A 19,939-nucleotide genomic window follows, 5' to 3' on the forward strand; every position below is an offset into this window, starting at 1 on the left:
AACCCCCAACACACGGGGCCCTTGGTACGGAACCAACAACTAAATACACAACACCACAATGTTGTAACCACAAGTTTCCCCACCCCAGCCCCCAGGGCTGGCCGGTGCGGGGCAAGGGTTACGGCGGTCATAGCGTGGGGGAAACGCCCGGTCCCATTCCGAACCCGGAAGCTAAGACCCACAGCGCCGATGGTACTGCACCCGGGAGGGTGTGGGAGAGTAGGTCACCGCCGGAACATCATTACGCAGGGCCCTGACAACGAACGTCAGGGCCCTACGACTTTAACCACACAAACCCAAGGCCGCCCCGGTCGCTAAATGACCGCGGGTAGGATTGACCCTCATGAGCAGCATCTTCAGCCACGCCCCGGACCCTTCCCAAGACGACGGCCGGCAGGCTTCGGACCCCCTGGAGCCGGTTGTGAATACCGTCCTGGTGCCAGGGCCCGTGGCCCGGGCTTTTGCAGGTTTTACCGACCACACCCACCTGTGGTGGCCCTTGGAAATGCATGGTGTTTACGGGGCCGGCTCTTACGTCGAGTTTGAGGAGAATCTCATCCTCGAGACGGCTGACGACGGCCGCACCAGCATCTGGGGGACACTCGACGACTGGCAGCCGCCGCTGTCCTTCCACGCCACCTGGCATCCAGGGAGCACCGCGCTATGGTCTACCGAGCTCCTGGTGGCGTTCCGCGCCGTCGGGTCGGGCACGGAGGTCCGGGTGTTCCATGACGGGTGGGAAGGGGCTGAGGACCCCCTGGCCACCCGCCAGGAGTATGTGGAAGCCTGGCCGCTGATCCTGGACAGGTTTGCCCGATTCATGGGTGCTGGCGAATCAGAGGACGAAGCGTCGCCTGGCGGCTTCTCCTAAGCCGGGCGCCCGGCCATGTCCGGCGGCACGGCGGTGCTGTTCCGAATAACGAACTCCGTTGGGTATTCCTGGTCCTGTGCTGCACCAACTGCGGGACCGCCGTCGGGATTCCTGCCGGCCCCTTCCAACTGGGCTAAGGCAGTGGCCGCGGCCAGCTTTCCCTGGCCCCGCGGATCCTGGCTCACTGTGGTCAGCCCGAAGGTCTCTGCCAGCTCGTGCCCGTCAATTCCCACCACGGAGAGATCCTGCGGGACCCGAAGCCCAAAGTCCCTTGCGGCAAGCATGATGCCCACTGCCATCTCATCGGAAGCAGCAAAGACTGCGGTGGGGCGTTCGGCGGCCGCTCCCAGCAGCTGGCGGCCGGCTGAGTATGCGCCCTGGATGGTGAAGTCGGCAGTGGCGTGCCACTCCGGCCGAAGCGCCAGCCCCGCTGCCGCCATGGCGGCGGTAAAGCCCTTCTGCCGAAGCTTCGGAAGCTTGAAATCCCGGTTCAGCGCCGCGTCGCCGGTGATATGTGCAATCCGGGTATGACCCAACCCAATCAAGTGGCGGGTGGCCATGATGGCAAGGCCCTCGTCGTCGATCCTGATGGTTGACGCTCCGGGCAGGGCGCCTCCGATGACCACGATGGGACGGTGCACAGCCAGCAGTTGGCCGATCTCGGCCTCGCTGAGCACCAGCGCCACCGCGATCACGGCATCCAGGCGTTTCCGCAGCAGGAAGTCGGTCAGGATGCTGTTGCGCCGCTCCGGTTGCTCGCCCACGTTGTACAGCGTGAGGTCGTAGCCGGCATCGAGCAGGGTTTCGGAAACGCCCTCCACTACCGAGGAGAAGTACCAGCGCTGCACGTTGGGAACCACCAGCCCCATGTTGTGGTTCCGACCTGACGCAAGGCTTGACGCATGGTAGGACGGGACGAAGCCGAGTTCCCTTGCAGCCTCCTGGGCCAGGCGTCGGCTCTTTGACGAGACGTTGGACTTACCACTGAGCGCCCGCGAGACGGTGGCCACCGACAGGCCGGCCCGGCTGGCAACTTCTTTGATGCCTGCCATTATCAGAGTGCTGCTGCGGCGTCCGGTCCAAGCTGTATCCACGCGGTCTCGCCGGAGGCAAGGGCGCGGTGGCCAACGCCTGCGGGCAGGCTGCGGATAAGGACGTGGCCCGCCGGTAACTCCATCGGCTCGTGGTTCAGGTTCATAAGCACAAGCGTAGTGCCGTTCACGTATCCCAAGGAGGACCCGGTGCACCAGTCCTCGGCCCAGGACAAGGATCCCCTGCCCAGGTCCAGTTCCCGCCGGCAGGCCAATGCGTCACGGTACAGGGACAGGTGCGACGACGCTGATTCCGCCTGCAGGTCCCGCGCCAGCGCCCCGAACGAGGCAGGGATGGGCAGCCACGGGTCTTCCCCCGAACCAAAGCCCAGGTGCGGGTCCGCGGCCCGCCAGGGCAGCGGCACCCGGCAGCCGTCGCGGCCAAGCCGCTGCCCGCCAGTACGGGCGAACGTGGGGTCCTGGCGGAGGTGGCCCGGGATATCGATGCCGTCCGGCAACCCCAGTTCTTCCCCCTGGTAGAGGTAGGCGGCGCCGGGGAGTCCCAGCATGAACATCGAAGCCGCAGCTGCGCGGCGGCGGCCGAGATCATGGTCCGGCTGGGGATCTGCGGACCCGATGCCATCCCCGTCCCGCGGACCCAGGCCGTTGTAGCCAAACCGGCTGGCGTGGCGGACCACGTCGTGGTTGGAAAGTACCCACGTGCTCGGTGCCCCCACGCCATCAAGGACTGTCAGGGAGTCCGTGATGACCGAGCGCAGCCGGTAGACGTCCAGGCCCGCATGGAGATATGGGAAGTTGAATGCCTGGTGCATCTCATCAGGCCTGAGCCAGTCCGCCAGCCTGTGCAGGTCCACGCTTGCCTCGGCACAGAGAATCCGGTCCGGCCCGTATTCGTCCAGGATCAAGCGCCACTTCCGGTAGATGTCATGGACACCGGGCTGCCCGAACATAGGTGCCTCGTGGCCGGGGTAACCCTCGCTGCTGCCGCCATCGGCGCGGCCACCCCACGCCGGCAGCCCCGGTGCCTTGACCAGCGCGTGGGCTACATCCACCCGGAACCCGGAGACGCCCCGGTCCAGCCAGAAACGCAGCACGCGCTCGAATTCCGCATGGACGGCAGGGTTGTCCCAGTTGAAGTCCGGCTGCGAGGAATCGAAGAGGTGCAGGTACCACTGGCCCGGCTGGCCGTCCCGGCCTTCCACGCGGGTCCATGCAGGCCCGCCGAAGTGGGACTGCCAGTTGTTCGGCGGTTCCTGTCCTTCCGGGCCGGTACCGTCGCGGAAGATGAACATGTTCCGCTCCGGGCTTCCGGCCGGCGCTGCCAGGGCTGCCTGGAATGCAGGGTGCTGGTCCGAACAGTGGTTGGGTACCAGGTCCACGATTACCCGGAGACCCAGGCGGTGCGATTCAGCCATCATGACGTCGAAGTCGCCGAGCGTGCCGAAAATGGGGTCCGCATCGCAGTAGTCGCTGACGTCGTATCCGGCATCGCGCTGTGGGGAACGGAAGAAGGGTGACAGCCAGACGGCGTCGACGCCCAGGTCCGCCAGGTGCGGCAGTTCCTCGGTGATCCCTGCCAGGTCGCCTATGCCGTCGCCGTTCAGGTCACGGAATGACCGGGGATACACCTGGTAGATCACGGCCGAGCGCCACCAGCCCGGGGCTGTGTCCGCAGGGTGGACGAGCGTCATGGGGCCGGTGAGGGCGAAGGTGTCCTGGATCACAGTTTCGACAGACATGCTAGCAAGCATAACGGCGGGACCCCGTTTAACTGAAAACGCTTCCATTAGTGGTTTGCGTGCAAAGGCATCGTTGATTAATGCCCGGATTGGAGAAAAGTGGAAGCGATTACAAGCGTAGGAAAACCAGGGGCTCCGCCCGCAGCACACCTAAACTGGGAAGGTATGTCCGACGACGGGTGGAGGCTTGGTGGGAAGCATCGTTGACGAGCTGGAGGCCATCCTGCCGCCAGGTCAGCTGGACGCGGGCGAGGTCACGCTCCGCCGTTACGCTGTAGACCAGGCACCGGTCATCGACTTCCAGCTTCCGCTGGCAGTGGTGTTCCCGGAATCAGTGGCAGACGTGCAGGCGGTGGTGAAGGCCTGTGCGGGCAGCGGGGTGGCGATCGTGCCCCGGGGAGCCGGTACGGGTGTCTCCGGGGGAGCCCATGCCACCACCAACTGCATCATCCTTTCCCTGGAGCGCATGGACCGGATCCTCGCCCTGAACCCCGACGATGAAACCGCCACGGTGGAGCCCGGCGTCGTCAATGCCGTCCTCAACGAAGCCGCCGCAGAGCATGGCCTCATGTACGCGCCGGACCCTGCCAGCTTCCGGAGCTCCACTGTTGGCGGCAACGTTGCCACTAACGCCGGCGGCCTTCGGTGCGCCAAATATGGGGTCACCCGGGACTCAGTCCTGGCACTGGACGTCGTCCTGGCGGACGGCTCCCTGATCCACACAGGCCACCAGACCTTCAAAGGCGTGGCGGGCTACGACCTCACCGGCCTCTTCGTGGGGTCCGAAGGCACGCTGGGAATCGTCGTCGGAATCACCGTGCGGCTGAAGTACCTGCCCCGGGAGGTGCACACCGTTGCCGCGTTCTACCCGGACTTCAAGAGTGCCGCCGCAGGTGTCCTGGCCGTGGGGAGGGCCCGCGTCCAGCCCGCCATCATGGAGCTGCTCGACGGAGGTACGCTGATCCAGCTCGACGACCTCCATGGGTCCGACCTCACCGCGCGCGGAAAATCGCTGCTGCTCGTCCAGACGGACGGTTTTGGGGCGGCCGCGGAAGCCGATGTGGTGCGGCAGGTCCTGCGCGCAGGCGGGGCAACCGTCACCACCGAGGCAAGCGCGGAGGCCGAGCGGCTGGTGGAGCTTCGACGGCACAGCAGGGGCACCGAGGTGGATGACGAGTACCGGGTGGGCGAAGACGTCGCCGTTCCGCGCTCCCGGCTGGTCGACTATGTTGCAGCGCTTGAGGCCATGGCCGCCGCGCAGCGTGTCCATCTCAAGGTGGTAGCCCATGCCGGCGACGGCAACCTCCACCCAACATTCTGGATCGACCGGAAGGGGCCGGACGTGGAAGCCGGCGCCATGGAGCGGCTCCAGGTGGCCCTGGACGAGTCCATCTCCGCGGCCCTGGCAATGGGCGGCACCATCACGGGGGAGCACGGCGTGGGCCAGTACAAGCTGCGGTGGCTGGGACAGGAGCAGCCGGAGCCCATCCGCGAACTCCAGCGCAGGATCAAGGACCTGTTCGATCCGGCCGGAATCCTGAACCCCGGAAAGGCTATCTAGGACTCAGTCGTCCGAGTCCGGGTACTCGTCGTCGGATTCGTCAGCACCGTAGCGGGACTCCTCGTTTTCCACCTCGAGGATCTTCAGCAGCCCGGTGTCCGGGTTGAGCATGATCGCGGCCTCATCCCGCCGGTGCCGGAGGATCGAGTCGATGTAGGACTGCACGGCTTCGGCCAGCGGGATATGGCGCTCCTGCTTTTCGGACATGTACCACCGGTGTTCCAGGACCTCGTGCACAACTTCGGCGTGCTCGAGCTTGCCGGACAGGTCCCGCGGGATGGCGCGCACGATCGGCTCGAAAATCTGGCTGACCCAGAGATGGGCGCTGTATTCCTCGTCCATTTCCGGGTTGTTGTCCGCCCGGAAAGAGTCCATGTCATTGAGGAGGCGGCGGGCCTGGTTCTCCTGGGCATCCAGGCCGGTAAGCCGCAGCAGCCGCCGCTGGTGGTGGCCCGCGTCCACCACCTTGGGCTGCAGCTGGATGGTGGAGCCATTCTGGGTGGTCTTGATGGCGTATTCCTCAACGTCGAAGCCCAGTTCGTTCAGTCGCCGGATTCGGGCGCCCACCCGCCAGCGTTCGCCCAGCTCAAAGGATTCCTTTTCGGTCAGTTCCGTCCACAGCCGCCGGTAGCTGTCCATGATCAGCTCGCTGGTGGCCACGGGGTCCACCTTCTCCTCGATGAGGCCGCCGTCCAGCAGGTCCATGAGCTCGCCTGCGATATTGACCCGGGCAATTTCCAGGTCGTATTCGCGCTGCCCCAGGGAGAGGTCCGGATAGAGCTCGCCCGTTTCGGCGTCCACCAAGTAGGCGGCAAATGCGCCGGCGTCCCGGCGGAAGAGCGTGTTGGAAAGGGAGACGTCGCCCCAGTAGAAGCCAATCAGGTGCAGCCTGACCAGCAGCAGGGCCTGCGCGTCGATGAGGCGCGTCAGGGTGTCCTTGCGCAGCATCTGGGAGAAGAGGGCGCGGTAGGGCATGGAGAACTTCAGGTGCCGGGTCACCAGCACCGGGTTGAGCGGACGCCCGTCGGGGGTGCTCCGCCCGGTGATCACCGCAACCGGCTCCACGCACGGCACATCGAAGCGGGCCAGCTTGCGGAGCATGTGGTACTCGTGGCGGGCCACATGCTCGGAGGTTTCCTTGATGGCGATGACAGACCCGCCCAAGTGGGCAAAGCGCACGATGTGCCGGGAAATGCCGCGGGGGAGTGCCGCCAGGTACTGCGCCGGCCACTCCTCGAGGGCGATATGCCATGGCAGGTCCAGCAGTTCGGGATCCGCTGCCGCCGCAGTGATGTTCAGCGACGAGGCTACCGAGGCCGCCTTGTTGTCATCGGCACTGGCCGCCACGAACCTCGGCAATTTACCGATCTGCGCGTAGTCGGTGGGTTCGTCGTGCCACTGGGCGCTGTATTCCTCGGTCATGGGTCAATTCTTCCGTACTCGGGGCAGGGCAGCTAAATCTTTGCACGCATCGTTTAAAGCCGACGGCGGCCCGCACCATTGCGTAAAGGTGCGGGCCGCCGTCGGTTGCGTGGGCAGGACCCACGCCGGCAGATATTAGTCGCCGAGGCGCAGACCGGTCTTGGTGTCGAACAGGTGCACGTGGCCCGACTGCGGACGGACGTAGATGACCTCGCCCTTCATCGGAGGACGGCGGCCGTCGACGCGGGCCACGATGTCGTGGTCCTTGCCATCGAGGGTGGTGTGGCCGTAGACGTAGGCGTCGGCGCCGAGTTCTTCGACGACGTCGACCTCAACCTTCAGGCCTTCACCCTGCGGAGCAGTTTCCAGGTCCTCGGGGCGGGAGCCCAGGGTGACCGTGGAGCCGTGCGCCTCTTCGAGGACGTCGCGCGGCACTGGGTAGACGGTACCGCCGAACTGGACACCGCCGTCGACCACGGGAAGTTCCAGCAGGTTCATGGCGGGGGAGCCGATGAAGCCGGCCACGAAGACGTTCTTGGGGCGGTCGTAAAGGTTGCGCGGGGTGTCAACCTGCTGCAGCAGGCCGTCCTTCAGCACGGCGACGCGGTCACCCATGGTCATGGCCTCAACCTGGTCGTGCGTCACATAAACGGTGGTGACGCCAAGGCGGCGGGTGAGGGATGCGATCTGGGTGCGGGTCTGGACGCGGAGCTTGGCGTCCAGGTTGGACAGCGGCTCATCCATGAGGAAGACCTGCGGGTTACGCACGATGGCGCGGCCCATGGCAACACGCTGGCGCTGACCGCCGGAGAGTGCCTTCGGCTTGCGGTCCAGGTACTGCTCAAGGTCGAGGAGCTTTGCGGCTTCCCGGACACGCTCGGCGCGCTCTTCCTTGGAAACACCGGCGATCTTCAAGGCGAAGCCCATGTTGTCGGCCACAGTCATGTGCGGGTACAGCGCGTAGTTCTGGAAAACCATCGCGATGTCGCGGTCCTTCGGCGGAACATCGGTGACGTCACGATCACCGATCAGGATCCGGCCGGCGTTGACGTCCTCGAGGCCTGCGAGCATGCGCAGCGAGGTGGACTTACCGCAACCGGAGGGTCCCACGAGGACCAGGAATTCGCCATCGGCGATGTCGATGTTGAGCTTATCGACGGCGGGCTTATCTGTGCCCGGGTACAGACGCGTAGCGTTATCAAAAGTAACTGTAGCCACAGTTATCAATCCCTTCACCGGCAGGTACGTGCCGGACGATCCGTTGTGAATGGTTCATGTTTTTTCAGTTTTGTTCCTGCAAAGTGCTCCGCGCCTAGACCCGGGGCATAAAGTGACGCCGCACGCTGGTTGTGCGCCACATCACACCACAGAGTATGCCAGAGGTTTCGCTTTTTCGCGTAAATGTTACGAACGTCACAGGTGTGCCTGGAGGCCTCTAACCGGACGCTGCTTGCGGATCCTCTTCGGCAACGGCGATGCTCCGCTCCTGGAGCAGGGCCTCAAGCAGTTCCGCAACGTGGACAGGGGCCTCCACCCGGTACTGCGCCTGGGTGAAATCCAGGCCCACCTTGACCCCTACATCGCCTGGTTCGAGCCGGCCGAAAGCGTCCTCGTCCGTCACGTCGTCGCCCACGAACAGCACGGCCGTGGCCCCGGTGGCCTGCCGAAGGAAGGTGACACCTTCGCCCTTGGAGGCATTGACCACCGAGGTCTCCAGGACGCGCTTGCCCTCTTTGAGGAAGACGCCCTTGCGGTCCTGGAGCACTGACCGGGCCGCCAACACCGCGTCTTCCGCCACGTCGTCCGCGGCCAGCCGGGTATGCAGGACGACGCCGGCCGGCTTGTACTCCAGGGAGGTGCCGGGAGCCTGGGCAACGATGTCCGCCAATTCGGCCCGCACCTCTTCAAGGAGGGCCTTCTGGTCCTCATCGAGGGCCAGTTCGGTCGAGCCTGGCCCCAGCCAGGCCTCCGCGCCGTGGCTGCCGATCAGCAGGGTGTCAACCGGCGGGGAGGCAACCTCACGCAAACTGGCAAGGGCGCGCCCTGAGATGAGGGCCGTCGTCGTACGTGGCAGGACAGCGAGGCCCGCGAACGCCGCGGCCGAGCGCGGAAGCGGCCGTGCATCCTGTGCCCGCCCCACAATGGGCGCCATGGTGCCATCAAAGTCCATGGCCACGAGCAGGTGCTCTGTCCCGGCGATCCGGCGGAGGGCTTCGCGGAGCTCGGGCGAGAGCGCCAGCGGCGCCCTGGTGCCGCGGCCGTCAGGAGTCATCACGGACCACCTTTTCGTTCAGCGCGTTCAGGAAATCGGCGGACCAGTGGTCAACGTCGTGGTCCAGGATCTGGCGGCGCATGGACCGCATGCGCCGGGAGGCTTCGCGGGGACTGAGTTCGACGGCGGCCATGATGGTGTTCTTGAGGCCTGCAATATCGTGCGGGTTGATCAGCAGGGCCTGCTTGAGCTGGTCCGCTGCGCCGGCGAATTCACTCAGCACCAGGGCGCCGTCGTTGTTGTTGCGGGCGGTGACATATTCCTTGGCTACGAGATTCATTCCGTCGCGCAGGGCGGTGACCAGCATGACGTCAGCCGCCAGGTACAACGCCACCATCTCCTCCACCGGGTAGCTGTGGTGCAGGTAGCGGACGGCCGTGTTTTCGAGGGTGTCGTAGGTGCCGTTGATGTGTCCGACGGTGCCTTCCACCTCCTCGCGCAGGAGCCGGTACTGTTCCACGCGCTCGCGGCTGGGGGAGGCCACCTGGATCAGGGTTGCATCGCCCACCGTGAGGCGGCCGTCCGACAGGAGCTCCTCGAAGGCCTTCAGCCGGTGGCGGATGCCCTTGGTGTAATCCAGGCGGTCCACCCCGAGCAGGATGGTCTTGGGGTTGCCCAGGTCCTGCCGGATCTGCCGGGCGCGTTCGATGATGTCCGGCCTGGCAGCGAGCTCGCTGATCTGCTTGACGTCGATGGAGATGGGGAAGGCCTGCGCCCGGGCGATGTGGGTCAGCTGGCCGGTGTGGTCCTTGACGTGCACCTGCTGCTGCTTGACGCTGGCGCCCAGGAAGCGGCGGGCAGACCGCATGAAGTTCCCCGCGTCGCTGGGCCGCTGGAAGCCCACCAGGTCCGCGCCCAGCAGGCCGTCGATGATGGCCTGGCGCCAGGGGAGCTGGGCGAAGATTTCAGGCGGCGGGAACGGAATGTGGTTGAAGAACCCGATCCGGAGGTCCGGCCGTGCTTCGCGGAGCATCCGGGGCACCAGCTGCAGCTGGTAGTCCTGGACCCACACAGTGGCGCCCTGGTCCGCGTGGCGCACCACGGCGTCGGCGAACCTGCGGTTGACCCTGCGGTACGCGTCCCACCAGGTCCGGTGGAATTCCGGCGGCGCGATGACGTCGTGGTACAGCGGCCAGAGGGTGGCGTTGGAGAAGCCCTCGTAATACAGCTCCACGTCATCGGTGCTGAGCTGGACCGGAACAAGATCCATGCCGCCGTGGCTGAACGGCTTGACGGTCTCGTCCGGGGCCCCGTGCCAGCCGACCCAGGCTCCGTCGGTCTTGGTCATCATCGGTGCGAGGGCGGTCACCAGGCCCCCGGGCGACCGGCGCCAGCCAGATCCGTCGTCGCTGTCGTCCCCTGGCGCCACGCGGTCCACGGGCAGCCTGTTGGAGACCACCATGAAGTCGTACTTGGGATGGCCGGCGTGGCCGGAACCTGAGCCGGCGGCCGTAGCTGTTCCGGCTGGTTTTTCCTGGACGGGTGTTTGCATTGCGGCCCCCTGGGGTTGCTTGTGCCTCTAAGCCACCCTAGCCGGACGGAATCATCGGGGCTATTCGTCCGTTGGTCAACCCGGAGGAATAGTTGAACCCGCAAGCTCTCAGCTTTGTCCCCTAAAATGTTGGGGTGCCACCAAGTGGTCCCCCTTCGTCGACCGACCCAAGGAACTCATGAGCCCCGCAAACGAAGTACGTAAGTCCAAGGCTGAGCGAACCGCGGAGGCGCGGGAAAAAGCGCGCCTGATCCGGGAAGCGCAGGTAAAGAAGGACAAGCGCAACAAGCTGCTGATCGGCTGGGGCATCGTGGCGGCAGTCGTGGCCATCCTGGTGGTGGTGGCGCTGGTGGTCACCAACAGCCTCAAGCAGAACGGGCCGGTTGCGGACCAGGGGCCCGTCCCCGCCAACGCCAACGTGCATGGCGGAGTTACCCTGCTGGCCAATACGGGCATTGCCAAGACGGAACCCGCAACGGTTGACGCGGCCTCCGTGGGAGACGCCCCGAAGACTCCGCCCGCCGAGGTAGTGGCCCCGGGCGCCGAGGCGGAGGCCGGCAAGCCGGTGAAGGTGGTCCTCTACGTCGACTTCATTTGCCCTGTCTGCAAGAACTTCGAGAGCCAGTACAACGACCAGCTCACCTCGCTGCGCAACGACGGCAAGATCACTGTGGAGTATCGTCCCCTGGGCTTCCTGGACAGCCGGTCAAGCACCAACTACTCGTCCCGCGCAGCGAACGCGGCAGCCTGCGTGGCCAACACGGCACCGGAAAAGTACGCCGACTACTTCAACGCCCTGTACGCCCAGCAGCCCGCGGAAGGCAGTGCCGGCCTCTCCGACAATGACCTGAAGAAGATGGCGTCCGACATGGGCGTCAACATTGGTTCCTGCGTGGATGACAAGACCTACCGCCCGTACGTGAAGTACACGACGAAGGAAGCAGCGGCCATCGGCGTGACCGGTACCCCCACCGTGTTCGTGGACGGCAAGCAGTGGGGCAAGGGGGACAGTGCGCAGACGCCGTTCCCTGACTTCCTGCAGGCAGCCATCGCGGCCAAGGGTTAAAGGCCACAATCCCAGGCAAGGGCCCGCTCCGGATCCTCTCCGGGGCGGGCCCTTGCCGCGTCTGCCACCGGTGCCGGCGCGTTTTTACGCCCGGCAGGAGTTGGGCTACCCTTATCTAGCGCCTTCCGGGCGCACGCCCCCAGGGGCACGCCTCCTTAGCTCAGTTGGCCAGAGCACCGCTCTTGTAAAGCGGGGGTCGTCGGTTCGAATCCGACAGGGGGCTCCACGCAACCTCCGGGTCTAAGCTGGATCCATCCGAATAATCAGCCTGCTGACTAAAGGAGGATGGGTGCCATGCCCAAGACCGGCAAGAACGACCATGCCCGCAAGGACGAGCTTCCCTCGACCCTGCAGCGTTCTGATCAGAAGGCCCAGGACACGTTCGCGAAGACCTACGACTCGGCAATTGAGTCCTACGACGACGACGAACAACGCGCTGCCCGCGCAGCCTACGCCTCCCTGAAGCACAGCTATGAGAAGGTGGGCGATCACTGGGAGCCCAAGGAAAAGCGCGGCCCATCGGACAAGCGCGCGGAACAGGGCATCCGTTCATCCAAACCCACCGCCGGCGGAGTCGATGCCAACGCCTCCAAGGAGCACCTTTACAAGCTGGCTAAGGAACTGGACGTCAAGGGCCGTTCGAAGATGGATAAGGACCAGCTGGTGGACGCTCTCCAAAAGGCCAACGACGCCGCCACCCGCAAAGCCCGCCGCAAATAGCCTCGGCTCTTGCCGTCCTGCCGTCCAAGGTGTCGAATCAGAGGACACGTTCGGTCCGGTCGGCAATGATGCCAGGAGGTTCCAATGTCGGTGAAGAGCACCAGGGAGTCGGCGCGGGCGGCAGGCGGCAGGAACGGGCCTGACGCCAAGCGGGCCGAGCATGCCGCCGGCATCGCAGCGCTGGACCCGGCCCTGATTCGGAATGTGGCCCTGGTGGGGCACTCCGGCGCTGGGAAGACCATGCTGATCGAGGCGCTGCTCGCAGCCAACGGCATGATTACCCGCAAAGGCTCCATCGCGGACGGGTCGACGGTCAGCGACTCGGATCCGGCAGCGGTGCACCAGCAACGCTCGGTCACGCTGTCCCTGGTGCCGCTGATGGTTGACGACATGAAAGTGAACCTCCTGGACACCCCCGGCTACCCGGACTTCATTGGGGAGCTGCGGGCGGGGCTGAGGGCCTCGGATGCCGCCCTTTTTGTGGTCTCCGCCGTCGATGGCATCGACGCGACCACCACCGCGCTGTGGGCCGAGTGCGCGCAGATGTTGCTGCCGCGCGCCGTCGTGATCACGCGGATGGACCATCCGCGGGCAAATTACGACGCCGCCCTGGCCGCCTGCCAGAAAGCATTCGGCGACGGCGTCCTGCCGTTGTGCGTCCCGGTGTGGACAGAAGGCGCGGCCACCGGCCTGCTGGGCCTGCTGTCCCGGGAGGTGACGGATTACTCCTCCGGAGACGCGTCACCCGAAGTCCGGCCGGCAGCCCCGGAGGACCTTGCTGCCGCCGCGGGCGCCAGGGGTGCCCTCATCGAGGGCATCATTGCCGAAAGCGAAGACGAGACGCTGATGGACCGCTACCTGGAAGGAGAAGACATCGACACCGCGGTGCTCACGGCGGACCTGGAAACCGCCGTCGCCCAGGGCTCGTTCTTTCCCGTCCTGCCCACGTCCGCCGTCACCGGGCTTGGCACCGCGGAGCTGCTCGACGTGCTGGTGCGCGCCTTCCCGGCACCGCCGGAGCGCAGCCTGCCGGACCTGACCGGCCTCGACGGGGAACCGGCCGCAAGCCTTGCCTGCGATCCCACCGGCCCGCTCGCCGCCGAGGTGGTGCGCACCTCCAACGATCCCTTCCTGGGCCGCATCTGCCTGGTGCGGGTCTTTTCAGGGACACTGCGCGAGGACTCTCCGGTCCACGTGGGCGGCCACGGCCTGGCTGACCGCGGGCACCAGGACCATGACACGGATGAACGGGTCACCCATATCTACTCACCGCTCGGCGCCAGCCTGCGCCCGGTTCCCTACTGTGTGGCCGGGGACATTTGTACCCTGGCGAAGATCGGCAGCGCCGAAACCGGGGACACCATTTCCGCCCGGGAAAGCCCGCTGCTGCTGGCCACGTGGGAGATGCCCGAACCGCTGCTGCCGGTTGCGGTGGCAGCGGATTCCCGCAGCGACGAGGACGCGCTGGCCCGCAGCCTGGGCCGGACAGCGGCGGGAGATCCCACCCTGCGGGTGGAGCGGAACGCTGAGACGCACCAGCTGGTGCTGTGGTGCATGGGCGAAGCGCACGCCGACGTGGTCCTGGACCGGCTCCGCGAACAGGGCGTGAAGCTGCATACCGTGGATGTGGTGACACCGCTCCGGGAAACCTTCGTTGGCCCCGCTGCCGGCCACGGGCGCCACGTCAAACAGTCCGGCGGCCACGGCCAGTACGCCGTCTGCGATATCGACGTCGAACCGCTGGCGCGCGGCGGCGGGTTCGAATTCGTGGACAAGACGGTGGGCGGCGTTATTCCGGGAACGTTCATCCCGTCCATCGAAAAAGGAGTCCGGGCACAAATGGAGAGGGGGGTGTCAGCGGGTTTTCCCGTGGTGGACCTTCGCGTGACCCTGGTGGGCGGCAAGGCCCACAGCGTGGATTCCTCCGATGCGGCCTTCCAGGCGGCGGGGTCCCTGGCGCTGCGCGAAGCGGCGGCCGCGGGAAAGATCCAGCTCCTGGAACCGGTGTCCTCGGTGTCCATCACCGTTGCCGACGAACATGTGGGCACCGTGATGAGCGATTTGTCCGGCCGGCGTGGACGCCTCACCGGCACTACTTCCTCCGGCGAAGGTCTGACGGAGATCAGCGCGGAGGTTCCTGACCAGGAACTCCTGCGGTATGCAGTGGAACTCCGGGCCTTGACGGCAGGCACCGGCCGGTTCCGGCGGCAGTACCTGCGCCATGAGCCGGTTCCCCCGAATTTCAGCCCGTCCTGATTCCTGCCAGGAAACCGACATAAAGGGCGCACCATTGTGAACGCCGCAGCACGAAAGATCCAAAATATTTACCTGACGCTGACGTTGGGAAACACCCTTGCGGCGTCGTTCATCTGGGGAATCAACACACTCTTCCTGCTCGATGCCGGGCTCACCAACCTGGAGGCCTTCGCCGCGAACGCGTTCTTCACGGCCGGGATGGTCCTCTTCGAAGTGCCCACCGGGGTGGTGGCGGACAGCTGGGGACGCCGCACGTCCTTCCTGCTTGGCACCGTGACCCTGGCCGCATCCACGTACCTCTACTACCTGCTGTGGCAGGTGTCGGCACCGTTCTGGTGGTGGGCAGCGGTGTCTGCGCTGCTGGGCCTTGGCTTCACCTTCTTCTCGGGGGCAGTGGAAGCCTGGCTGGTGGACGCACTGCACTTCTCCGGCTACGACGGCGGCCTGGAAGCCGTCCTGGGCCGGGGCCAAATGGTTTCCGGCATCGCCATGCTGGCCGGATCGGTAGCGGGCGGTGTCATCGCCCAGGCCACGAACCTGGGCGTGCCTTTCCTGCTGCGCGTCGCGGTGCTGGTGGCAATGTTCGCTGTGGCCTTCCTGCTCATGCGCGACGTCGGCTTCACCCCGGAGCGTTCGGCCCACCCACTGCAGGCCACGCGGGCAGTCCTGCAGGCGTCGGTGGACGGCGGGCTGAGGAACCCGCCCGTGCGGTTCATGATGCTGGCTGCCCCGTTCACCGAGGGCGTGGGATTCTACGTTTTTTACGCCCTCCAGCCCTACCTGCTGCAGCTCTTCGGTGATCCCAAGGCCTACGCCATCGCAGGCCTGGCAGCGGCCATCGTTGCCGGCGCGGACATCGTGGGCGGCTGGCTGGCTCCGCTGGTGCGCCGGCTGGTCCGCCGGCGCACCACGGTGCTGGTCGCCTCCACTGTGGCCAGCTCGGTGGTCCTGGTGGCGCTCCTGGCCACCCACATCTTTTGGCTCGCCCTGGTGCTCCTGGCGCTTTGGGCAGTGGTTGCCTCCGCCGGCACCCCGGTGCGCCAGGCGTACCTTAACGACATGATTGCCTCGAAGCAGCGGGCCACCGTCCTAAGCTTCGCCTCGCTGATGGGGTCCAGTGGGGGAGTGGTGGTGCAACCGCTGCTCGGCAGGACCGCGGACCTCTACGGCTACCCGGCATCGCTGGCCCTGGGCGGCGCCGTACAGCTGCTGGCGGCACCCTTCATCCTGTTGAGCCGGCGGCGGCGCTCGCCGGCAGACGTTGCCACCGGCCTGGCTGCGAGCTGAGCAGTTGCCTGGAAATGCTGCAGGAGCCGGACGCAGTGAGGGCCCCGCCCGGCCTGGACCGAAATCCAGGCCGGGCGAGGCCCTCAGGTGCACATGTGGCTGCGGGGGTTACTTGATGCCTGCATCCACGGTTTCGCTGGCCGCCGGAGCGGGCTTCTCCTGTGCCGGCGGGGGGCTGGTCTTGAGCTTGAAGCGCTTTCCAAGGTCGCCGCCGCCTCCGCTGCGGTTCTTGTTGAAGATGTCGAAGCCGACGGCGACAAGGAGCACCAAGCCCTTGATGAGCTGCTGGTAGTCAGTGCCCAGGCCCAGGATGGACATGCCGTTGTTGAGCACGCCCATGATGAGGCCACCGATCATGGCTCCCGCCACGGTCCCGATGCCGCCGGTGACCGCGGCGCCGCCAATGAAAGCCGCGGCGATGGAATCCAGCTCGAAGCCGGTTCCGCCGGCGGGTTGCGCGGAGTTGAGCCGGGCGGTGAAGACGAGGCCCGCCAAGGCGGAGAGGACACCCATGTTCACGAAGAGCCGGAACGTGACCGCCTTGGTCTTGATGCCTGACAGCTCGGCTGCGTGGAGGTTGCCGCCAATGGCGTACGTGTGGCGCCCGAAGACGCTGTTGTTCATGAGGGCGGTGTACGCGATCACCAAGGCGGCCAGGACCACCAGGACAATGGGGGTACCCCGGTAGGACGCCAGCAGGAACGTGATGATGAGCATGAGCAGCGACGTGAAAGCGGTCTTGATGATGAACCAGACCAGCGGCTCGCTTTCGAGATCGAACTTCCGGCGGATCCTGCGCTCCTTGAATGCCTGGATCAGCAGGGCTGCTGTTGCCCCGACACCGAGGATGACGGTGAGCCACTCCAGGACGGAGGTGCCGCCGGTGAGGTCGGGAAGGAAGCCGCCGCCCAGGGCCCGCAGTTCCGCAGGGAAGGGGGTGATCTGCTGGTTCTTGAGGGTGATGAGCGTCAGCCCGCGGAAAATCAGCATGCCCGCCAGTGTGACGATGAAGGCCGGGATCCCCACGTAGGCGATCCAGTAGCCCTGCCAGGCTCCGACCAGGGCGCCGACCAGCAGGCAGGCGGGGATGGCAGCCCACCACGGCCAGCCCCAGTGCACGATCATGACGCCGGCCACGGCGCCGATGAACCCGGCCACCGACCCGACGGAAAGGTCGATGTGCCCGGCGATGATCACCATCACCATGCCGATCGCCAGGATAAGGATGTAGCTGTTCTGGACCACCAGGTTGGTGACGTTCTGCGGCTCCAGCAGGATCCCGCCGGTCAGTCCCTGGAACAGCAGGACGATCAGGATCAGGGCAACGAAGATGCCCACCTGGCGCAGGCGGCTTGTGAGGAATCCAAGCGATTCTCTGAGGGCGGACATGTCGCTATTCCTTCTCTTTGGTCATGTAGTGCATCAAAGTTTCCTGGGTGGCCTCGGCGATGGGTACTTCACCTGTAATGTGCCCGGCGGCGAGGGTGTAGATGCGGTCGCAGATGCCCAGGAGTTCCGGCAGTTCGGAGGAAATCACAATCACTGCTTTTCCTTCGGCCGCCAGTTTGGCGATGATCGTGTAGATCTCGTATTTGGCGCCAACATCGATTCCGCGTGTGGGTTCATCAAGGATGAGCACGTCCGGGTCCGAGAACATCCATTTGCTCAGCACCACCTTTTGCTGGTTTCCACCGGAGAGCTTGCCGGTGATGGCGGCCACGGAAGGCGCTTTGATGTTCATGCTCTTGCGGTAGCCGTTGGCCACCACGGTTTCCTGGTTCTTGTCCACAAAGCCGCGTTTGGCGAGCTTGCGCAGTGCTGCCAGGGAGATGTTCCGCTTGATGTCCTCGATGAGGTTCAGGCCGTAGTGCTTTCGGTCCTCGGTTGCGTAGGCAATGCCGTGCCTGATGGCATCGGACACCGTGCCGGTGTTGATCTCCTTGCCGTATTTGTAGACCTTGCCGGAGGTGGCGGTGCCGTAGGTGCGGCCGAAGACACTCATGGCGAGTTCGGTGCGCCCGGCGCCCATCAGTCCTGCCAGCCCAACGACTTCACCCTTCCTGACGTGCAGGGTGGCGTTGTTGACCACCATCCGGCTGTGGTCCTGGGGGTGGCGCACGGACCAGTCCTCGATCCGCAGGACTTCCTCGCCGATGTTCGGCTCGCGGTCCGGGTACAGGCTCTCCAGGTCGCGGCCCACCATGCCGCGGATGATCCGTTCCTGCGTGATCTGGCCTTCGTCGAGCCGCAGGGTCTCGATGGTTTTGCCGTCACGGATGATGGTGACGGCATCCGCCACTTTGCGGATTTCGTTGAGTTTGTGGCTGATGATGATGCTGGTGACCCCCTGGCCCTTCAAATGGAGGATCAGGTCCAGCAGGTGGCCGGAGTCCTCGTCATTGAGGGCGGCCGTGGGTTCGTCCAGGATCAGCAGTTTCACTTCCTTGGAGAGGGCCTTGGCGATTTCCACCAGCTGCTGCTTGCCCACGCTGATGTGCTGCACGGGGGTGACCGGGTTTTCGTCGAGCCCGACGCGGGCCAGGAGTTTTGCAGCCTCAAGGTTGGTTTTGCGCCAGTCCACCCATCCATTGGTGGCCTGTTCGTTGCCGAGGTAGATGTTCTCGGCGATGGAGAGGTACGGGCTCAACGCCAGTTCCTGGTGGATGATGACAATTCCGCGCTTCTCGCTGTCCGAGATGCTGGAGAAGTTGCAGGGCTCATTTTCGAAGAGGATCTCCCCGTCGAAGGTGTTGTGTGGATAGACGCCGGACAACACTTTCATGAGCGTTGATTTGCCGGCTCCGTTTTCACCGCAGATGGCGTGGACTTCTCCACGGTTCACATCCAGCGTGACGTCCTGAAGCGCTTTTACGCCGGGGAACGTCTTGGTGATTCCTCGCATTTGGAGAATGGGTGTGTTCATCGTCAATTCCCACTGACTGGTCGAAGCTGGGCCTTCCTGCTGCTGCAGGAGGCGGCGGGAGGGGCTGTGGCCCGGGATGGAAGTCCCGGGGCCGCAGCCCCCGGACGCTGACTACTTGACGTCGGCGTCGGAGTAGTAACCCGAGTCGATCAGTTCCTTCTTGTAGTTGTCCTTGGTGATGATCACGGATTTCAGCAGGAAGGCCGGGACAACCTTGACCTTGTTGTTGTAGGTCTTGGTGTCGTTGGTTTCCGGTTCCTGGCCCTTGAGGACAGCGTCAACCATCTTGACGGCCTGCGCGCCGAGCTGGCGGGTGTCCTTGAAGATGGTGGAGTACTGCTCGCCGGCGACGATGGACTTGACCGAACCCTTTTCGGCGTCCTGGCCGGTGACTACCGGCAGGCTTCCCTTTGCGTAGCCGCCGGTGCTGGTGAGGGCCGAGATGATGCCGATGGACAGGCCGTCGTACGGGGACAGGACACCGTTGAGCTTGGTGCCGGAGCTGTAGGCGGAGGTGATGATGTCCTCCATGCGCTTCTGGGCCACCGGTGCCTGCCAGCGAAGGATCGCGGCCTGCTCAAACTTGGTCTGGCCGCTGGGGACCTTCAGGGTGCCGGCATCCAGGTATGGCTTGAGGGTGTCCATGGCGCCGGTCCAGAAGAAGTTCGCGTTGTTGTCGTCGGGGCTTCCGGCGAAAAGCTCGATGTTGAAGGGGCCCTTGCCGTCCACTTTCTTGCCGCTGGCGTCGACGAGGCCGAGGCCTGTCAGCAGCGATGTGGCCTGCTGGACCCCGACCGTGTAGTTGTCGAACGTGGTGTAGTAGTCGACGTTGGGCGTGCCGTTGATGAGGCGGTCGTATGCAATGACCTTGACGTTCTGCTCCTTGGCCTTGGCCAGGACGTCGGTCAGGGTGGTGCCGTCAATGGCGGCGATGATCAGGGCCTTGGCGCCCTTGGTCAGCATGTTTTCGATCTGCGACACCTGCGTGGGGATGTCGTCGTTGGCGAACTGGAGGTCCGTCTTGTAGCCGAGGTCCTTCAGGGATTTTTCCACGTTGGCGCCATCGGCGATCCACCGTTCGGACGTCTGCGTGGGCATCGAGATGCCCACGAGTGAATCGGCGGGCTTGGCCGCGCTGCCGGATTCAGTTGCGGCCCCGCCCCGGGAGCCGCAACCGGTGGCACCGACCGTCAGGGCGAGGACAAGGGCCACCGCGCCCATCAGTTTTTTGATTCTCACCATTTTCTCCTTCCGCGGCAGCATTGCCGCGAAGTGTTG

15 protein-coding genes, 1 tRNA gene and 1 rRNA gene are annotated in these 19,939 nt (G+C 65.2%); 8 read left to right on the top strand and 9 right to left on the bottom strand.

What is annotated here, in order from left to right:
* The first annotated feature begins 119 nt into the window (after window positions 1–119).
* Together rrf and J7I84_RS05725 are read left to right on the top strand one after the other, a co-directional pair.
* Window positions 120–236: ribosomal RNA gene (gene rrf / locus J7I84_RS05720) — 5S ribosomal RNA — on the top strand.
* A 107-nt stretch (window positions 237–343) separates the two neighbouring features.
* Entirely contained in the window at window positions 344–871 is a 528-nt protein-coding gene (locus J7I84_RS05725) for a hypothetical protein (RefSeq protein WP_214941856.1), read from the top strand.
* On the opposite strand, the gene J7I84_RS05730 is transcribed toward J7I84_RS05725, so the two are convergent.
* The gene (locus J7I84_RS05730; protein ID WP_214941859.1) at window positions 868–1,923 is read right to left on the bottom strand and encodes a LacI family DNA-binding transcriptional regulator; all 1,056 of its coding nucleotides are present in this window, start codon (window positions 1,921–1,923) and stop codon (window positions 868–870) included. The genes J7I84_RS05725 and J7I84_RS05730 overlap by 4 nt on opposite strands.
* Before the next feature lie 2 nt (window positions 1,924–1,925).
* On the bottom strand, window positions 1,926–3,662 hold the full coding sequence (locus J7I84_RS05735; RefSeq protein ID WP_251046186.1) for a glycoside hydrolase family 13 protein: 1,737 nt from the start codon (window positions 3,660–3,662) through the stop codon (window positions 1,926–1,928).
* Window positions 3,663–3,852: 190 nt separating this feature from the next.
* Between J7I84_RS05735 and J7I84_RS05740 the strand changes: the two genes are divergently transcribed.
* Window positions 3,853–5,223, top strand: a complete 1,371-nt coding sequence (locus J7I84_RS05740) for an FAD-binding oxidoreductase (protein WP_214941865.1) — start codon at window positions 3,853–3,855, stop codon at window positions 5,221–5,223.
* A 3-nt stretch (window positions 5,224–5,226) separates the two neighbouring features.
* Here the strand turns inward: J7I84_RS05740 and J7I84_RS05745 are convergent, their stop codons facing one another.
* From J7I84_RS05745 to J7I84_RS05760, 4 genes are all read right to left on the bottom strand, one after another.
* Entirely contained in the window at window positions 5,227–6,645 is a 1,419-nt protein-coding gene (locus tag J7I84_RS05745) for a DUF4032 domain-containing protein (protein ID WP_214941868.1), read from the bottom strand.
* Between the two features lie 135 nt (window positions 6,646–6,780).
* A complete protein-coding gene (locus J7I84_RS05750; RefSeq protein WP_018762103.1) occupies window positions 6,781–7,863 on the bottom strand; it encodes an ABC transporter ATP-binding protein in 1,083 nt (360 codons plus the stop codon).
* A gap of 217 nt (window positions 7,864–8,080) precedes the next feature.
* Window positions 8,081–8,917 (bottom strand): trehalose-phosphatase, encoded by an 837-nt coding sequence (gene otsB / locus J7I84_RS05755; protein WP_214941871.1) that lies wholly within the window; start codon window positions 8,915–8,917, stop codon window positions 8,081–8,083.
* The gene (locus tag J7I84_RS05760; RefSeq protein ID WP_214941874.1) at window positions 8,907–10,409 is read right to left on the bottom strand and encodes a trehalose-6-phosphate synthase; all 1,503 of its coding nucleotides are present in this window, start codon (window positions 10,407–10,409) and stop codon (window positions 8,907–8,909) included. Before J7I84_RS05760 ends, otsB begins: the two co-directional genes overlap by 11 nt.
* 178 nt (window positions 10,410–10,587) lie before the next feature.
* Between J7I84_RS05760 and J7I84_RS05765 the strand changes: the two genes are divergently transcribed.
* The 5 genes from J7I84_RS05765 to J7I84_RS05785 all read left to right on the top strand — a co-directional run bounded on the left by J7I84_RS05765 (window position 10,588) and on the right by J7I84_RS05785 (window position 15,738).
* Window positions 10,588–11,475: a thioredoxin domain-containing protein gene (locus tag J7I84_RS05765; protein WP_214941876.1), complete on the top strand. Its 888-nt coding sequence runs from the start codon at window positions 10,588–10,590 to the stop codon at window positions 11,473–11,475.
* Window positions 11,476–11,624: 149 nt separating this feature from the next.
* Window positions 11,625–11,701, top strand: a tRNA-Thr gene (locus tag J7I84_RS05770).
* 68 nt (window positions 11,702–11,769) lie between these two features.
* Window positions 11,770–12,195 carry a ChaB family protein gene (locus tag J7I84_RS05775; RefSeq protein WP_214941879.1) on the top strand — a complete coding sequence of 142 codons (426 nt, stop codon included), beginning with the start codon at window positions 11,770–11,772 and terminating at the stop codon, window positions 12,193–12,195.
* Window positions 12,196–12,279: 84 nt separating this feature from the next.
* A complete protein-coding gene (locus J7I84_RS05780) occupies window positions 12,280–14,451 on the top strand; it encodes an elongation factor G-like protein EF-G2 (protein WP_214941882.1) in 2,172 nt (723 codons plus the stop codon).
* Window positions 14,452–14,487: 36 nt separating this feature from the next.
* Window positions 14,488–15,738: an MFS transporter gene (locus tag J7I84_RS05785; protein ID WP_214941885.1), complete on the top strand. Its 1,251-nt coding sequence runs from the start codon at window positions 14,488–14,490 to the stop codon at window positions 15,736–15,738.
* Between the two features lie 108 nt (window positions 15,739–15,846).
* Here the strand turns inward: J7I84_RS05785 and mmsB are convergent, their stop codons facing one another.
* From mmsB to chvE, 3 genes are all read right to left on the bottom strand, one after another.
* On the bottom strand, window positions 15,847–17,127 hold the full coding sequence (gene mmsB, locus J7I84_RS05790; RefSeq protein ID WP_214941888.1) for a multiple monosaccharide ABC transporter permease: 1,281 nt from the start codon (window positions 17,125–17,127) through the stop codon (window positions 15,847–15,849).
* A gap of 4 nt (window positions 17,128–17,131) precedes the next feature.
* Entirely contained in the window at window positions 17,132–18,661 is a 1,530-nt protein-coding gene (gene mmsA / locus J7I84_RS05795) for a multiple monosaccharide ABC transporter ATP-binding protein (protein ID WP_214941891.1), read from the bottom strand.
* A 111-nt stretch (window positions 18,662–18,772) separates the two neighbouring features.
* Entirely contained in the window at window positions 18,773–19,903 is a 1,131-nt protein-coding gene (gene chvE / locus J7I84_RS05800; RefSeq protein WP_396020038.1) for a multiple monosaccharide ABC transporter substrate-binding protein, read from the bottom strand.
* Between the last annotated feature and the right edge of the window lie 36 nt (window positions 19,904–19,939).

It is taken from the genome of Arthrobacter sp. ISL-85 (assembly GCF_018613675.1).
In the GTDB taxonomy this organism is placed as follows: Bacteria; Actinomycetota; Actinomycetes; order Actinomycetales; family Micrococcaceae; genus Arthrobacter.

Coding starts and splice junctions, on each gene's coding strand:
- J7I84_RS05725 (WP_214941856.1), top strand. CDS start 344: ATGAGCAGCATCTTCAGCCACGCCCCGGACCCTTCCCAAGACGACGGC.
- J7I84_RS05730 (WP_214941859.1), bottom strand. CDS start 1,923: ATGGCAGGCATCAAAGAAGTTGCCAGCCGGGCCGGCCTGTCGGTGGCC.
- J7I84_RS05735 (WP_251046186.1), bottom strand. CDS start 3,662: ATGTCTGTCGAAACTGTGATCCAGGACACCTTCGCCCTCACCGGCCCC.
- J7I84_RS05745 (WP_214941868.1), bottom strand. CDS start 6,645: ATGACCGAGGAATACAGCGCCCAGTGGCACGACGAACCCACCGACTAC.
- otsB (WP_214941871.1), bottom strand. CDS start 8,917: ATGACTCCTGACGGCCGCGGCACCAGGGCGCCGCTGGCGCTCTCGCCC.
- J7I84_RS05760 (WP_214941874.1), bottom strand. CDS start 10,409: ATGCAAACACCCGTCCAGGAAAAACCAGCCGGAACAGCTACGGCCGCC.
- J7I84_RS05765 (WP_214941876.1), top strand. CDS start 10,588: ATGAGCCCCGCAAACGAAGTACGTAAGTCCAAGGCTGAGCGAACCGCG.
- J7I84_RS05775 (WP_214941879.1), top strand. CDS start 11,770: ATGCCCAAGACCGGCAAGAACGACCATGCCCGCAAGGACGAGCTTCCC.
- J7I84_RS05780 (WP_214941882.1), top strand. CDS start 12,280: ATGTCGGTGAAGAGCACCAGGGAGTCGGCGCGGGCGGCAGGCGGCAGG.
- mmsB (WP_214941888.1), bottom strand. CDS start 17,127: ATGTCCGCCCTCAGAGAATCGCTTGGATTCCTCACAAGCCGCCTGCGC.
- mmsA (WP_214941891.1), bottom strand. CDS start 18,661: ATGAACACACCCATTCTCCAAATGCGAGGAATCACCAAGACGTTCCCC.
- chvE (WP_396020038.1), bottom strand. CDS start 19,903: ATGGTGAGAATCAAAAAACTGATGGGCGCGGTGGCCCTTGTCCTCGCC.